This is a genomic window from Glacieibacterium frigidum (assembly GCF_007097155.1).
GTDB lineage: Bacteria > Pseudomonadota > Alphaproteobacteria > Sphingomonadales > Sphingomonadaceae > Glacieibacterium > Glacieibacterium frigidum.
In genome coordinates, this window is the sequence record NZ_VJWA01000001.1 from 1,596,585 (window position 1) to 1,610,207 (window position 13,623).

Sequence of the window (13,623 nt, forward strand, 5' to 3'; positions counted from 1 at the left end):
GTAGGGTGAGCCGATGCGCGCCGCCATCTGTCATTTCCTCGCCGAAGACCGCTCAGGCCTGCGCGTCGAGACCGGCTGGGCCGAGCCGCCCGCGCCGGGGGCGGGCGAGGTGACCGTCGCGATGACGCACGCAGGGCTGAACTTTCCCGACCTGCTGATGCTGTCGGGCGGCTACCAGTTCCGCCCCGACCTGCCGTTCGTGCCCGGCGTCGAGGGGGCAGGGCATATCGTCGCCGTCGGCGAGGACGTATCGGGCGAGCTGATCGGCGAGCGTGTCGTCGTCGGCACGCGCAGCGGGTGCCTCGCCGAGCGGCTGACCTTGCCGCTGGGCGCGGTGCGGTCGGTGCCGGGCGGGCTGCACGATGCGGCTGCCGCGGGGTTCACCGTCGCGGCGCTGACGGCGTGGGTAGGTCTCGTCGAGCGTGGGCGGCTGGTCGCTGGTGAACGCGTGCTGGTCTGCGGCGCAGGCGGCGGCATGGGCTGGGCCGCGGTGCAATTGGTGCTGGCGCGCGAGGGTCACGCGGTCGCGGCGACCAGCGATCCGGCGAAGGGCGACCTGCTGTGCGCGCTGGGGGCGGAGGTCGTCATCGTCGACCGCGCCGCGCCGGCGTTCGAGCTGCGCAACATCGACATCGTCTTCGATCCCGTCGGCGGCGCACTGACCCTACCCGCGATGCGGATGCTGCGCTGGGGCGGACGGCACCTGATGATCGGCTTCGCCGGCGGCGACATCCCGCGCCTGCCGCTCAACCGCCTGCTGCTCAAGGGGATCGAGGTCGTCGGGGTGCGCGCCGGAGAGGCCGGGCGGCAGGACGCCGGGGCAGGGGCCGCGCATATCCGCGCGATCGACGCGCTGGCGGACCGGATGACCCCGCACGTCGGGTTGACGGTGGCGCTGGAGGATGTGGGCGAGGCATTTGCGGCGATGGCGGCCGGGCGGGTGACGGGCAAGGCGGTTGTGGCGTTCTAGGTCCGCTCGTCGGCCTTCGCCGAGGCCCACAGCGCCTCCTTGGCATCGAGATCGAGGCCGGCGAACGCATCGCCCGCTGACGCCTCCATCGCGCGGAAACGCCGTTCAAATTTGGCATTCGCCGCACGCAGCGCAGCCTCGGGGTCGATCTCGTGCTTACGGAGGTAGTTGACGGCAGCGAACAGCAGGTCGCCGGCTTCCTCGGTGCGGTGTTCGGGGGTCGCAGCGGCGTCGAATTCCGCCAGTTCCTCGACGATTTTGGCGCGGGCGCCGCCGGCGTCGGGCCAGTCGAAGCCGGTGCGGGCGGCGCGGCGCTGCAGCTTGTCGGCACGCAGCAGTGCGGGCAGGGCGAGGGCCACGCCGTCGAGCGCGCCGTCGCGCCGCTTCTCCTGCGCTTTCAACGACTCCCAGGTCAGTTCCTGAGAAATCGCATCAGCATCGGGGGTAGCCTCGGCGAAGACGTGCGGGTGACGGCGGACCATCTTGTCGACGATCGCCGCGACCACGTCTGGCAGGGCGAACAGGCCCGCCTCCTCGGCAATGCGGGCGTGAAACACGACCTGGAGAAGCAGGTCGCCGAGTTCGTCCTTGAGTTCGGCCATGTCGCCGTCGGCGATCGCCTGCGCGACTTCGTAAGCCTCTTCGATCGTGTAGGGCGCGATCGTCGCGAAGTTCTGTGCGACGTCCCATGGGCAGCCGATCTCGGGATCGCGCAGCCGCGCCATCAACGCGACGAGCGGCTCGATCACGGCAGCCGTGTGATTTTGTAGACCGACGCCGGGGGCAGGTTGATCATCGCGCCGCCGACGCGCTTTGCGGTCAGGCCGAGGCGGTCGAGGATCGGGCGCTTGACCGGGCAGACCGGGCCATAGGTGAACTGGAAGAACGCCGCACCGTCGCGCAGATGGTGGAAGGCACCGTGCAGGATCAGCATGACGACGCGCGGCGGCATGGCGAGCACCGGCAGCCCGCTGACCACCGCGCCGGCCTTTTCGCCGCCGAACAGCTCGACCTTGGCGAGGCGCGTCGCGTCCATCGCCAGCACCGTCGCGCGCGGCAGGCGGTAGCGCAGCAGGTGGACGAAGTTCTCGCCCATCTCGATCAGCGCGAGCCGGTCCTCGGGCACGCCGCGCGCCAGCAGCGCGTCGGTGAAGGATCCGGTGCCGGGGCCGAGTTCGATGACCGGCGCCGACGCGGCGTCGATCTCGCGCGTCATCATCGCCGCCAGCGCCTTGCCCGACGGCGCGACGCTCGCGACGCGCAACGGGTCGCTCAGCCATTCGCGCAGGAACGCGCCGCCGTCGGATTTGCGGGGAGGGTGCAGCGCGGTCACGGCAACCTCATGCCACCGGCTGGCGCCCACCGCCAGCCGCAACTGCAAATCCGATAATATATATTATGTTAAATCGTATCCGGGTTTATGGTTGCGTGGCAGCGGCGGCTCGTGCGAACGATACGTTGCTCGTCGCCGCGATCCACGTCGTCACGGCGTAGGCCGCGACGTTCTGGTCGAGCAGCTTCGCGTCGATCTTGTCGAGCGTGTCATCCGGCGTGTGGTGCAGGTCGAAATAGTCGGTGCCGTCCTGCTGGAGCGTCAGCGTGCCCACACCCTTCGCCGCGAGCGGCCCGACGTCGGGCCCGCCGGATGCGCTGTTGTCGGACGACGGCGTGATGCCGAGCGGCGCGAGCAGCGCCTGCATGCGCTTGACCAGCGGTAAAGCTTCGGGCGCGACGCGCGACTTGAGCGTCGTCACGCGACCCCCGCCAAAGTCGGATTCGGCGGCGAGCGCGATCGACCCCGGCGGATTTGCCGCGGCATAGGCGGCAGCGCCGTACAGGCCGGGCTCCTCGGCACCCCACAGGACAACGCGGACGGTCCGGCGCGGCTTCGGCGCGTGGTCCATGATCAGCTTGGCGGCCGCCACGGTGATCGCGACGCCGGCGCCGTCGTCGACCGCACCCGTGCCGTGGTCCCAGCTGTCGAGATGCCCGCCGATGACCACCGCGCCGGCGCCCGGATCAGTTCCGACGACCTCCCCCACGACGTTGCCCGACTGCGCCGTGCCCGCCAGCCGCGGGGTCAGCACGAGGCGCAGGCGAACCGGCCCCTTGGCCAGCAGCCGGTTCAGCTGGTCGCTGTCGTTGAGCGACAGCGCCGCCGCCGCGATCGGCGTCTGGCCCGCGGCCCAGTTCGTGCCCCCGGTGTGCGGGTGACGGTGGTAACCGGTGCCCAGCGAGCGGATCAGCACCGCCGCGGCACCCTTCGACGCCGCCAGCGACGGACCCGAGCGCCGCGCCGCGCCGAATGCGCCGTAGGACGAGCCGTCCATGGTCCGCAGCATCTTGTGGTCGATGAAGGCGATCTTGCCGGCCAGGCTGCCCGCCGGCGCGGCCTCGAGATCGGCATAGGTGGCGAAGCGCACGACGTCGGCCTCGAGCCCGTTCGCGGGCGTCGCGCCGCTGCGGCCGAGTGCCGTCACGGCGAGCGGCTGGGCGTTGGCGCCGAGCACCGCTGCAGTCTCGATGCCGCGCACCCAGACCGGCATATCGAAGGGTTCGACGCGGACATTCTTGAAGCCCAGCGCCTTGAGCTTGGCGACCGCCCAGATGCGCGCGCGGGCCTCGTCGGGGGTGCCGGCGAGACGCGGCCCGATCTCGGTGGTCAGGCTCTCGACCAGGGCATAGGCGCCCGACCCTGCCATGGCGCGATCGCGCAAGGACGCCGCGACCGTGTCGGGATCCGCGGCGACGGCCGGACCGGCGAGGACAAGGGCGAGCAGGCAGGTGTGGCGGATCATCAACAACCTCAGATATCTATCGTCATGCCGTCATAGCCGGGTTCGACGCCCGGCGGCAGGAGGGCGGCGAGCGGCGCATAATCCATGGAATTGTCCATGTGGGTCAGCACGGCGCGCGCCGGTGCGAAGCGCGCGATCCAACCGAGCGTCTGGTCGAGGTGGCTGTGCGTCGGGTGCGGCTTGCGGCGCAGTGCGTCGACAACCCACAGGTCGAGGCCTTCGAGCTGCGGCACGGTGTCGGGCAGGATTTTGACGTCGGTCGAATAGGCCATGGCGCGGCCGTCATGCTCGAAACGGAAACCCAGGCTGTCGATGTTACCGTGGTTCTGCGCGTAGTGGGTGATGCGCAGCGGCCCGACCTTCAGTACCTCGGGCAGCAGATGCGCGGTCGCCGTCGCGGGGTAGAAATTCGTGCCAGCGAAGACATAGCCGAAGCGCGCCTTCAGCACGTCCCAAGTCGCCTGACCGGCATAGCAATCAACGGGTTTGCTGCGATTGTGAAAAACCTGTCTTAAGTCGTCGATGCCGTGAGCGTGGTCGGCGTGGTCGTGCGTGTAAAGCACCGCATCGAGGTCGCCGACGCCCGCATCGATCAGCTGGACGCGAAGGTCGGGACCGGTGTCGACGAGGACGCGCGTGCCGTCGGCCTCGACGAGGATCGAGACGCGGCGGCGGCGGTTGCGCGGGTTCGTCGGGTCGCAGTCGCCCCAGTCACCATTCGGCCCGCCGATGCGCGGCACGCCGCTCGACGTGCCGCAGCCGAGGATGGTCACGCGCACGGGCGCGTCGCCTTGCCGAACAGAGCGAAGAAATTGTCGGTGGTGGAGGCGGCGAGGGCATCCGCCCCCTCCCCGCGCAGCCCAGCCACGAAGGCGGCAGTGTGCGCGACGAACGCCGGCTCGCACGTCTTGCCGCGCATCGGTACCGGCGCGAGGAACGGCGCATCGGTCTCGACGAGCAACCGGTCGCCGGGCACTAGCGCCGCGCTCGCCTGCAGGTCGCGCGCATTCTTGAAAGTCACGATCCCTGACAGCGAGATGTAGAAACCCAGCGCAAGTGCTTCTTCGGCAAAGGCCTGGCTCGCGGTGAAGCAGTGAATTACCCCGCCGAACCGACCCTGCCCCATCTCGTCGCGCAGGATCTCCAGCGTATCGTCCTCGGCATCGCGCGTGTGGACGATCAGCGGCAGGCCAGTGGCGCGTGCCGCGTGGATATGGCTGCGAAAGCTCGCGCGCTGGCGGTCGCGGTCGCTGTGATCGTAGAAATAGTCGAGGCCCGTCTCGCCGATGCCGATCACGCGAGCGTGTGCCGCCGCGTCGATCAGGCGCTGGGCGTCGATGTCGGGATGCGCGTCGGCCTCGTGCGGGTGGATGCCGACCGTCGCCCAGATGTCGGTCTCGGCATCGGCAAGCGCGATCACCTCGTCCCATTCGGACTGGCGCGTGCTGATCCCCAGCATCGTGCCGACACCCGCGACGCGCGCGCGGGCGATGACGCCCGGCTGATCCTCGCGCAGGCCCTTGTAGTTGAGATGGCAGTGCGAATCGACGAGCATGCCCTGCCCTAGCCGCCGCCCGCGATGCCCGCCAGCGCCTTGCGCATGCGCAGCAGGGGCACCGGCACCGCGCCGTTGGTGTCGTCGAAGCGCTCGACGACCGCATAGCCCTCGGCGGCATAGAGCGGCTCACCCGCCAGCGTCGCCACAAGTTCGGCCGCGTGGAAGCCCGCCGCGACGGCGCGCGCCTCGCACGCCCGCAGCACCGCACGGCCGAGTCCGCGGCGTGCGAAATCGGGGTCGGTGTACATCGCGCGGATGCGCGTCGCCTCGGTGTCGGGGTCGAGCAGGCGCGCATCGCGCCCCGGCGAATGGTCGCCGCCATAGCTGGTGGCGCGCTTGCTCCAGCCGCCGCCCGCGACGATCCGCCCGTCGATCTCCGCGACGACATAGCTGCCGTCGGCGATCAGCTGCGTGTCGAGGCCCATCATCGTCGCGCTCGCCGCGACCTGCGCGCCATCGAGATAGGCCACCTGAAGCTCGGCGATCGCCCGCGCCATGACGTTGCGCAGTGCCGGCAGGTCGGCCTCGGTCGCCGTGCGCAGGATCACCCCTCGACCCAGCGCGGGAACACCCCGCCCGGCACCGGCAGCGGGGTTCCCGGCGCGACGGGCGTATCGAACGCCGCGAAGTCGCGTGCGTCGGCTGCTACGCCGAGCTGATCGAGCAGCCGCCCGGCACTCTCCGGGATCACCGGCTGCACGAGCAGCGCGATGCGGCGCGTCGCGTCGAGTGTCGCCGCCAGCACGCCGGCGCGCTTCGCCGGTTCGTCCTTGAGGCCCCAGGGTGCTGCATCGGCGAAATAGCCGTTGGCGGCGCTGACCATCGCCATAACGCTCTCGAGGCCGCGGTGGAGCGCGAGGGCATCCATGTGCTCGAAATAAGCGCGGGTGTGTTGGATCATCGCGTCGCGGAGCGCCGGGGCGTCGCCCTCCCCCGCCGGCATGACGCCGCCGTCCTTCGCGACCATCGCCAGCGCGCGCTGCGCCAGATTGCCGATGCCGTTCGCCAGGTCGGCGTTGGCGCGCTCGGCGATCGCGCCTTCGGAATAGCTGCCGTCGTCGCCGAACGCGACGTCGCGGACCAGAAACCAGCGCAGCCGGTCGACCCCGAAGGCATCGGCCAGCGCGATGGGATCGACGACGTTGCCGAGCGACTTCGACATCTTCTCACCGCGGTTCAGCACATGGCCGTGGCCGAACACCCCCTTGGGCAGGTCGACGCCCGCCGCCATCAGGAAGGCGGGCCAATACACCGCGTGGAAGCGCACTACGTCCTTGCCGATGACGTGCAGGTCGGCTGGCCAGTATGGCGCATCGCCCGGCCAGCCGGCACCCGCGAGGTAATTCACCAGCGCGTCGACCCAGACGTACATGACATGGCCCGGCGCACCCGGCACCGGCACGCCCCAGTCGAAGCTGGTCCGCGACATCGACAGGTCGTTCAGCCCGCCGCCGACGAAGGCGCGCATCTCGTTCAGCGACCGTGACGGGCGCACGAAGCCGGGCTGGTCATCGTACAGCTTCAGCAGGCGGTCCTGATAGGCCGAGAGGCGGAAGAACCAGCTGTCCTCGACCGTCCATTCGACCGGCGTGCCTTGCGGCGACAGGCGGATCCCCTGCCCGCTCGCGTCGACCGCGTCTATCAGCTCGCCCTCGTCGTAATAGGCCTCGTCGCGCACCGAGTACCAGCCTTCGTAGCGGTCCTCGTACAGGTCGCCGTTCGCCGCCATGCGCCGCCACAGCTCCTGCGCGGCAGCGATATTGTCGGGGTCGGTGGTGCGGATGAAACGGTCGTTGGAGATGTTGAGCCGCGCCGTCATGCCGGTGAAGGCGGTGACCTGGGTGTCGACATAGGCCTTGGGGGCGACGCCGGCGGCCTTGGCGGCCTGCGAAATCTTCAGGCCATGCTCGTCGGTGCCGGTCAGGAAGCGCACGTCCCTGCCCCGCAGCCGCTGGTAGCGCGCGATGACATCGGTCGTCACCGCCTCATAGGCATGCCCCATGTGCGGGCGGCCGTTGGGGTAGGAGATCGCGGTGGTGATGTAGAAGCGGTCGGTCATCGGCGTGGAATGCGGGAGAATGCGCGGCGCGGCAATGCTCGTTTACGCGAGGCGCCGGCGTTCGTCCGGATGACGCTTTACGCAGCGAAGGTCGGCGCAGCGACGTCGTTGGCGCGGAAGGTTTCGGAAATGCTTTCGAGCAGGACCAGCGACTGCTTCATGCGCTTCTTGGACTCGCCCGCGGCTTCGGCAACCTCCACTTTCACCTCGGCAGCGGTACGCACGACTTCGAGCGCTTGGGCGTTGAACAGGACGCCGGCCTCGACCAGCATGTGCAGCGTGCTTTCGGCGAGCAGCAGTGCCGCCTGTCCGTGCGCATCGGGCTCCAGGTGAGCGAGGGCGTCACGTACGTCGGCCGATGACGATTCAGCCATAGTAGTCCCTTACATGAAAAAGAATTATCGCTGACGCAGACTATATCCGGGTGATATAACAAACTGGACGCTCGCGGCTTGATACAAGTCAAGTTGTTGACGCGGCAGATTGGTTACTGGTTCATCCATGCCTAACGCCCTCCTCGAAAAGCTCCGCGGATTCACGGCGATGCCGCCCGAACTGGCGGGGAAGCTGACGGCGCTGCTCAGCAAACCACGCGATATTCCAGCCCGGCAGGACCTGATGACCGAGGGCGACGCACCTGCCGCGATGGTCGTCATGCTGGAGGGCTGGGCCTGCCGTTACAATATCCTGCCCGAGGGGACCCGGCAGATCAGCGCCTTCCTGATGCCCGGCGACTGCTGCGACCTGCACGTCTCGGTGCTGACCGAGATGGATCACAGCATCGCGACGCTCACGCCGGCGAAGGTCGCGCATATCCAGCGCGACGAGCTCAACGACCTGCTCGATGCCGAGCCGGCGTTGATGCGCGCCTTCTGGTGGATGCAGCTGGTCAATGAATCCGTGATGCGCGCCTGGATCGTTAGCATGGGGCGGCGCGACAGCCTGCAACGCGTCGGCCACCTGATGCTCGAACTCTACGCGCGTGCCACTGCCATCGGGCTGGTCAGGGATGACAGACTAGTGATGCCGCTGACGCAGATCGTCATCGGCGACGCGCTTGGCCTGACGCCGGTACACGTCAATCGCGTGCTGCGCCGCCTGCGCGAGGAAGGCGTCATGGAAATCCAGGGTGGCACGCTGACCATCGCCGACAGCGCCAAGCTGGCGCGCGTCACCGGCTTCGACGACAGCTACCTGCACCGCCGGCTGAAGCGCGCCGCCTAGGCTCGTTCGGCGAAGGCCTGATTGCGAGAGGCGCAGACCTGCCGCAGCCGGTCGCGATAGGCCTGGGCGAACTGCTGGTGTGCATTGCGGGCGCGTTCGTCCTGCGCAATCTCGGCAAGGCGCGCCGCTTCGGCAGCACGAGCCTCGTAATAGCTCTCCAAATCCGTCATGGCAGCTCCCCCGCGGCAAAATTGACCCTGACTGATCAATGGGGCGATTCGTCGCGGGATTTATTAATCCGCATCAATGCGATGCAGAGATTATTTGGCGCGGGCGCCCGCTACCAACGTCGCCAGCTCGAAGGCCACCGTCTGCGGGTCGAGCGCCAGCGCCACCGCCGACGCCGCGAGTGCATTCGCCGCCTCCCACGCCGCCAGCGTCCGCGCCAGCGCACCGCCGTGCTGCGTCCGTGCGGCGCGTGCCAGATGCGCCGGTGCGAGGTCGAGGAACGCCTCGTAGCGCGGCGTCGCGGCCTTCAGTGCAAGCGACCGCGACAGGCTGAGCGCAACGCCCGTGGCGGCGCCCGGCGGGGCCGCAGCAAGTTCGTCGAGCGTCCGCGTCAATGCCGCGATACCGCTGTCGGCATAGCGCAGCGCGCGGCCCGGCGCGCCGTCGGCGACCGCGACCAGCGCGGCCAGGTCCTCGGCCGACAGGTCGGGCGCGGCGCGGCGCAGGACGATCGCGGTGTCGGTATCGTTCAGCGGCTGGAACGCCAGGCGGCGGCAGCGCGACCGCAGGGTCGGCAACAGGCGGCCGGGCGCGTGGCTGACGCACAGGAACAGGGTGCCAGGCGGTGGCTCCTCGAGGTATTTCAGCAGCGCATTGGCGGCGTTGCGGTTCATGTCGTCGATCGCGTCGATGATGACGACGCGCCACGCACCGAGCGCCGGCGTGGTCCGCAGGCATTCGTTCAGCGGCGGCTCGAACTTTGAATCCTTGCGGCGCACGATCTGGTCGATCGCGATCTCCTTGCGCAGCTTGGCGTCCGACGCCTTGACGTTGGGATTGACCACCCGCTCGACGAGGCGGAAGTCGAGGTGGCTGCCCGCCGCGAGCAGTGCCGCGGTCGGATGCTCGGGGCTCAGCTCGAAATCGTCACCCGAGGGGGCGAGCGGGTGGGGAGGTGCGCTGCGCGCCAGCACCCAGGCGGCGGCCTCGCGCGCGAACACGCCCTTGCCGATCCCCGGCGGCCCGGTCAGCAGCCACGCATGCGGCATGACGCCGGTGTCGAAGGCCGTGCGGAACGCCGTGACCTGGGCGCCGTGGCCGGTCAGCATCAGTCGTCGCCGGTATCGACGTGCATGCCGCGCCCCGCAGGCGTTTCGGGCGGCGCGCGGTAGCCGTCGTCGTGCGGGGCATGAGACTGGCACAGCAGCTCGACCGCCGCCCAGACCGCCGCCTCGACAGCATCGGCATCGCCGGTCGAGTCGACGATGCGGCAGCGCGCCGGCTCGTCCGCAGCGATCTGCAGGAAGCCGGCACGTACACGGCCGTGGAAACCGGTGTCATGCGCCTCGAACCGCCCCGCTCCACCGCGCGACCTGGCGCGCTCCAGCCCTTCGGCGAAGGGCAGGTCGAGTAGCACGGTCAGGTCGGGCCACAGGTCGGCGGCAGCGATATGGTGCAGGCTGCGCAAGGCGGAGTCCGCGAGGCCCTTGCCTGCCCCTTGATAGGCAAGGGTCGAATCGACGAAGCGGTCGCAGATCACCCAGTCGCCGCGCTCCAGCGCCGGGCGGATCAGCCGCTCGACGTGGTCGGCGCGCGCGGCGTTGATCAGGCACGCCTCCGCCGCGACGCTCCAGCGGTCGGGGGCGCCATCGACGAACAGGGCGCGGACGGCCTCAGCACCCTCGCTGCCGCCGGGCTCCCGCGTCGTTACCACCGTGATGCCCTGCCCGCGCAGGCGCTCGGCGAGGCGCAGCGCCTGCGTCGACTTGCCTGCCCCCTCGCCGCCTTCCAGCGTGATGAACTTGCCGCTCACTTGCCCAGCACGAGGGCCCGGAACGCCGGTCCGATGCGCCCGAAGAAGCCCGCCTCGGCAACGTCCTCGGTCGCGACCAGAGTAGTGCGCGTCGCGGGCATCCCGGGCACGGTGACGACCATCGTCGCGACCGGCTGGCCGCGCTTGATCGGCGCCTTGATCGGCCCGTCGTAAACGATCTTGACGACGCGCTCGCCCGCGAAGCCGCGCGGCACGGTGACCTTCAGGTCGACAGCACCGGCGATGCCGACGTCCTTCGCCGACCCCATCCACACCGGCGCACGCTCGACGATCTTGCCCGCGGGGGCGATCGTCTGCTGCGTCCAGGCGCGGAAGCCCCACTCCATAAACGCCACCGACTGCGCGATGCGCTCGTTGAACGACTTGAGCCCGGCGATGACCATCACCAGCCGCCGCCCGTCCTGCACCGCCGAGCCAGTGAAGCCGTAGCCCGCCTCCTCGGTATGCCCGGTCTTCAGGCCATCGGCGCCCGCGACGCGGCCGAGCAGCGGGTTGCGGTTGGGCTGGGTGATCGACGCGCCCTCGCCCAACGTCTTGCCCCAGCTGAACTGCTGCACCGGGTAGAAGCGCCGGTACAACCCCGGGAATTCGGCGATGGTGCGCTCGGCGATGATCGCCAGGTCGCGCGGCGTGACGCGCTCGTTGGGGTCGGGCCAGCCGTTGGTGTTGGCGAAGCGCGAGCCCGTCAGGCCGATGCGCTTGGCGGTCGCATTCATCAGCGCGACATACTGCTCCTCGGTGCCCGCCAGCCCCTCGGCAAGCACGACGCAGGCGTCGTTGCCCGACAGGGTGATGATGCCCTGCAGCAGGTCGGCGACGGTGACCTCCTCGTTCGGCGACAGGAACATCGTCGAGCCTTGCGAGTGCCACTTCTTCCAGGTCTCGGGCCGCACGCGGATCTTCTGGGTCAGCTTGGCATCGCCCTTCCGCAGCATGTCGAAGGCGACGTAGACGCTCATCATCTTGCCCATCGACGCGGGCGGGATCGGCGTGTTCTCGCCCTTGGCGAACAGCACGGCGCCGTTCGACATGTCCTTCATGTAGGCATAGGGCGCGGGCGTCGTGAACGTCGGGAGCTGCGCGGCAGCGGCGGCGGGCAACAGGGCGATGGCGGCGGCAAGCAGACGCATGGATCAGGGGACTCCGGGTGTGACTAGACGTGCCTCGCCATAGCCCGCACCCCGCACCCGCGCCAGCGTCGAAGCGGCCTGTTCGGGCGAGAACGGGCCGAGCCGGATGCGCGTCAGCCCGGCCGGCAGGCGCTCGGTGACGACGGGCCCGAAATCCGCGAGAAATTGCGCTAGCCACGCAGCGCGCCCGGCATCGGACAGCGCCGCAACCTGAACGAAAACCGTGCCCGCCGGGGCACCCGGAATCGCCACCGTGGTCACCGGAACCTCGACCGGCGCGGGCGCCGGCAAGAGTGTCGGCGGCGCGAGGGCGGCAACCGTCGCCTCGCCCGGGAACACGCGCCGCACCCGCACGCGCGCCAAGCCGGGCTTGTCGACGCCGAGCAGCTGCGCCGACTTGCGCGACAGGTCGATGATCCGCCCGTCGACGAACGGCCCGCGGTCGTTGATCCTCACCGTCAGCACGCGGCCGTTGTCGAGATTTGCAACCTCGACGAAGCTCGGCATCGGCAGCGTCTTGTGCGCGGCGGTCAGCCCGTCCTGGTCGTAGCGTTCGCCGTTGGCGGTGCTCAGTCCGTGGAAGGTCGGCCCGTACCACGACGCGACACCCGTCGCGTCATAGGCGCGGTCGTCGGCCGGGTAGTAGGTCTTGCCGAACACGACATAGGGCTTGCCGATCTTGACCCCCGCGACGCGCGGCGGCGGCTTGGGCGTCGACGCGCACGCCGCGAGCAGTACCGCAAGCGCGCCGGCTGCAAGCCTACTTGAGCGCATCGCCGAGCAGCGCCACCGACAGCGCGTAGAAGTTCGAGCAATTGTAATCGAGCAGGCGGCGGTAGTTGCCGAAGGTCAGGTAGGCCGCCCCGCCCGGCCCGTCGGGCTCGACCAACGTCGCCAGCGTGTTGTCGGCCGGCCAGGGGTTGCCGTCGGCGCGGGTCAGGCCGAGCTTCTTCCATTCGCTCAGGGGGACCCAGCGGCTGTGCTTGGCGAGCACGCGCACGCACTCGCGCGGCTGGACGAGATCGCGGACCCGCTCACGGTCGAAGTCGGCGGGCAACTGAACGGCGACCCCCCACCCCAGCCCGCGCTGCCACCCGGCGCGCTTCAGATAGTTGGCGATCGACGCCGCGGTATCGTCGCCCGATTCCCAGATGTCGGCGACGCCGTCGCCGTCGCCGTCGACCGCGGAGGCGACGAAGCTGCTGGGCAGGAACTGCGGCTGCCCCATCGCGCCCGCCCACGATCCCTTCATCCGCTCGCGCGTCGCGAGCCCCTTGTCGAGCATGGTCAGCGCCGCGGTCAGCTCGCGCTCGAACAACTCACGCCGCCGTCCGTCGTAGGCCAGGCTGGCAAGGCTGCGCAAAACGTCGAAGTTGCCGGTGACCGCGCCGTAGCTCGACTCCATCCCCCAGATGCCGAGCACTATCGACGCCGGCACGCCGGTCGCGGCTTCCAGCTCGGCCAGCTTCGCCGCATGCCGCTCGCGCGCTGCCCGTCCGCGCGCCTCGCGCACCGGCTCGAGGCGCTTGCTCAAATAATCGCTGAACAAGGTCGCGACGCCGCTGTCGTCGGGCTGGTTGCGGTCGAGCGCGACGACGCGCGGTGAGAAATGCAGCCCCGTAAATGCCGCGTCGAGCGTCTCGGGCCGGATCCCGCGCGCCTGCGCAGAGGCGCGATAGGTCGACAGCCATGCCTCGAACCCGCTCTCGGCGGTCGCGTCGACGACCTCCTCTTCGGGAACGGGTTCGGGGGCGAGGACCTGCGCCGACAGCGGGGCAGCGAACAGGAGGGGGAAAGCCAGGAGAAATTTCACGGCCGCGCCTCTGCCACAGCCGCCCGCCACTTGCACCCCTTAGCGTTACGCGCGACATGGCGACCACGC

The 13,623-nt window shown here is 69.7% G+C and carries 16 protein-coding genes; 2 read left to right on the forward strand and 14 right to left on the reverse strand.

Features of this window, described 5'->3' with window-relative positions; genetic code table 11:
• Positions 1-13: 13 nt before the first annotated feature.
• Positions 14-970 carry an alcohol dehydrogenase catalytic domain-containing protein gene (locus FMM06_RS07645; protein ID WP_144236679.1) on the forward strand — a complete coding sequence of 319 codons (957 nt, stop codon included), beginning with the start codon at positions 14-16 and terminating at the stop codon, positions 968-970.
• On the opposite strand, the gene mazG is transcribed toward FMM06_RS07645, so the two are convergent.
• The 8 genes from mazG to FMM06_RS07675 form a co-directional block, all read right to left on the reverse strand.
• The gene (gene mazG / locus FMM06_RS17165; protein ID WP_268900666.1) at positions 967-1,719 is read right to left on the reverse strand and encodes a nucleoside triphosphate pyrophosphohydrolase; all 753 of its coding nucleotides are present in this window, start codon (positions 1,717-1,719) and stop codon (positions 967-969) included. The two genes, FMM06_RS07645 and mazG, sit on opposite strands and share 4 nt — an antisense overlap.
• Positions 1,716-2,303, reverse strand: a complete 588-nt coding sequence (locus tag FMM06_RS17170) for a class I SAM-dependent methyltransferase (protein WP_235889142.1) — start codon at positions 2,301-2,303, stop codon at positions 1,716-1,718. The genes mazG and FMM06_RS17170 overlap by 4 nt, the downstream gene beginning before the upstream one ends.
• Positions 2,304-2,388: 85 nt before the next feature.
• Entirely contained in the window at positions 2,389-3,768 is a 1,380-nt protein-coding gene (locus FMM06_RS07655) for a M20/M25/M40 family metallo-hydrolase (protein WP_144236681.1), read from the reverse strand.
• Between the two features lie 8 nt (positions 3,769-3,776).
• The gene (locus FMM06_RS16745) at positions 3,777-4,547 is read right to left on the reverse strand and encodes an MBL fold metallo-hydrolase (RefSeq protein ID WP_185965085.1); all 771 of its coding nucleotides are present in this window, start codon (positions 4,545-4,547) and stop codon (positions 3,777-3,779) included.
• Entirely contained in the window at positions 4,538-5,323 is a 786-nt protein-coding gene (locus FMM06_RS16750; RefSeq protein WP_185965086.1) for a TatD family hydrolase, read from the reverse strand. The genes FMM06_RS16745 and FMM06_RS16750 overlap by 10 nt, the downstream gene beginning before the upstream one ends.
• An 8-nt stretch (positions 5,324-5,331) precedes the next feature.
• Positions 5,332-5,823 (reverse strand): GNAT family N-acetyltransferase, encoded by a 492-nt coding sequence (locus tag FMM06_RS07665; RefSeq protein WP_144237137.1) that lies wholly within the window; start codon positions 5,821-5,823, stop codon positions 5,332-5,334.
• Positions 5,824-5,870: 47 nt separating this feature from the next.
• Positions 5,871-7,385, reverse strand: coding sequence for a methionine--tRNA ligase (gene metG / locus FMM06_RS07670; RefSeq protein ID WP_144236682.1), 1,515 nt, complete (start codon positions 7,383-7,385; stop codon positions 5,871-5,873).
• Positions 7,386-7,462: 77 nt separating this feature from the next.
• Positions 7,463-7,759 carry a hypothetical protein gene (locus FMM06_RS07675; RefSeq protein WP_144236683.1) on the reverse strand — a complete coding sequence of 99 codons (297 nt, stop codon included), beginning with the start codon at positions 7,757-7,759 and terminating at the stop codon, positions 7,463-7,465.
• 127 nt (positions 7,760-7,886) lie between these two features.
• On the opposite strand from FMM06_RS07675, the gene FMM06_RS07680 reads away from it, so the two are divergent.
• Positions 7,887-8,609, forward strand: a complete 723-nt coding sequence (locus tag FMM06_RS07680) for a Crp/Fnr family transcriptional regulator (protein WP_235889143.1) — start codon at positions 7,887-7,889, stop codon at positions 8,607-8,609.
• On the opposite strand, the gene FMM06_RS16755 is transcribed toward FMM06_RS07680, so the two are convergent.
• From FMM06_RS16755 to FMM06_RS07705, 6 genes are all read right to left on the reverse strand, one after another.
• On the reverse strand, positions 8,606-8,779 hold the full coding sequence (locus FMM06_RS16755) for a hypothetical protein (protein ID WP_185965087.1): 174 nt from the start codon (positions 8,777-8,779) through the stop codon (positions 8,606-8,608). The two genes, FMM06_RS07680 and FMM06_RS16755, sit on opposite strands and share 4 nt — an antisense overlap.
• Positions 8,780-8,869: 90 nt before the next feature.
• The gene (locus FMM06_RS07685) at positions 8,870-9,886 is read right to left on the reverse strand and encodes an AAA family ATPase (protein ID WP_235889144.1); all 1,017 of its coding nucleotides are present in this window, start codon (positions 9,884-9,886) and stop codon (positions 8,870-8,872) included.
• Positions 9,886-10,590, reverse strand: coding sequence for a dTMP kinase (tmk, locus tag FMM06_RS07690; RefSeq protein ID WP_144236684.1), 705 nt, complete (start codon positions 10,588-10,590; stop codon positions 9,886-9,888). Before tmk ends, FMM06_RS07685 begins: the two co-directional genes overlap by 1 nt.
• On the reverse strand, positions 10,587-11,741 hold the full coding sequence (locus tag FMM06_RS07695) for a D-alanyl-D-alanine carboxypeptidase family protein (protein WP_144236685.1): 1,155 nt from the start codon (positions 11,739-11,741) through the stop codon (positions 10,587-10,589). The genes tmk and FMM06_RS07695 overlap by 4 nt, the downstream gene beginning before the upstream one ends.
• A gap of 3 nt (positions 11,742-11,744) precedes the next feature.
• Positions 11,745-12,515, reverse strand: a complete 771-nt coding sequence (locus FMM06_RS07700) for a septal ring lytic transglycosylase RlpA family protein (RefSeq protein WP_144236686.1) — start codon at positions 12,513-12,515, stop codon at positions 11,745-11,747.
• Positions 12,502-13,554 carry a lytic murein transglycosylase gene (locus FMM06_RS07705; protein WP_235889145.1) on the reverse strand — a complete coding sequence of 351 codons (1,053 nt, stop codon included), beginning with the start codon at positions 13,552-13,554 and terminating at the stop codon, positions 12,502-12,504. The genes FMM06_RS07700 and FMM06_RS07705 overlap by 14 nt, the downstream gene beginning before the upstream one ends.
• Positions 13,555-13,623: the final 69 nt, after the last annotated feature.

Bases quoted from the DNA above. Each gene is read 5' to 3' on its own strand.
- FMM06_RS16755 (WP_185965087.1), bottom strand. From the start codon at position 8,779: ATGACGGATTTGGAGAGCTATTACGAGGCTCGTGCTGCCGAAGCGGCG.
- FMM06_RS16750 (WP_185965086.1), bottom strand. From the start codon at position 5,323: ATGCTCGTCGATTCGCACTGCCATCTCAACTACAAGGGCCTGCGCGAG.
- FMM06_RS07645 (WP_144236679.1), top strand. From the start codon at position 14: ATGCGCGCCGCCATCTGTCATTTCCTCGCCGAAGACCGCTCAGGCCTG.
- FMM06_RS07700 (WP_144236686.1), bottom strand. From the start codon at position 12,515: ATGCGCTCAAGTAGGCTTGCAGCCGGCGCGCTTGCGGTACTGCTCGCG.
- FMM06_RS07675 (WP_144236683.1), bottom strand. From the start codon at position 7,759: ATGGCTGAATCGTCATCGGCCGACGTACGTGACGCCCTCGCTCACCTG.
- FMM06_RS07685 (WP_235889144.1), bottom strand. From the start codon at position 9,886: ATGCTGACCGGCCACGGCGCCCAGGTCACGGCGTTCCGCACGGCCTTC.
- metG (WP_144236682.1), bottom strand. From the start codon at position 7,385: ATGACCGACCGCTTCTACATCACCACCGCGATCTCCTACCCCAACGGC.
- FMM06_RS07665 (WP_144237137.1), bottom strand. From the start codon at position 5,823: ATGGCGCGGGCGATCGCCGAGCTTCAGGTGGCCTATCTCGATGGCGCG.
- FMM06_RS07655 (WP_144236681.1), bottom strand. From the start codon at position 3,768: ATGATCCGCCACACCTGCCTGCTCGCCCTTGTCCTCGCCGGTCCGGCC.
- FMM06_RS07695 (WP_144236685.1), bottom strand. From the start codon at position 11,741: ATGCGTCTGCTTGCCGCCGCCATCGCCCTGTTGCCCGCCGCCGCTGCC.
- FMM06_RS07680 (WP_235889143.1), top strand. From the start codon at position 7,887: ATGCCTAACGCCCTCCTCGAAAAGCTCCGCGGATTCACGGCGATGCCG.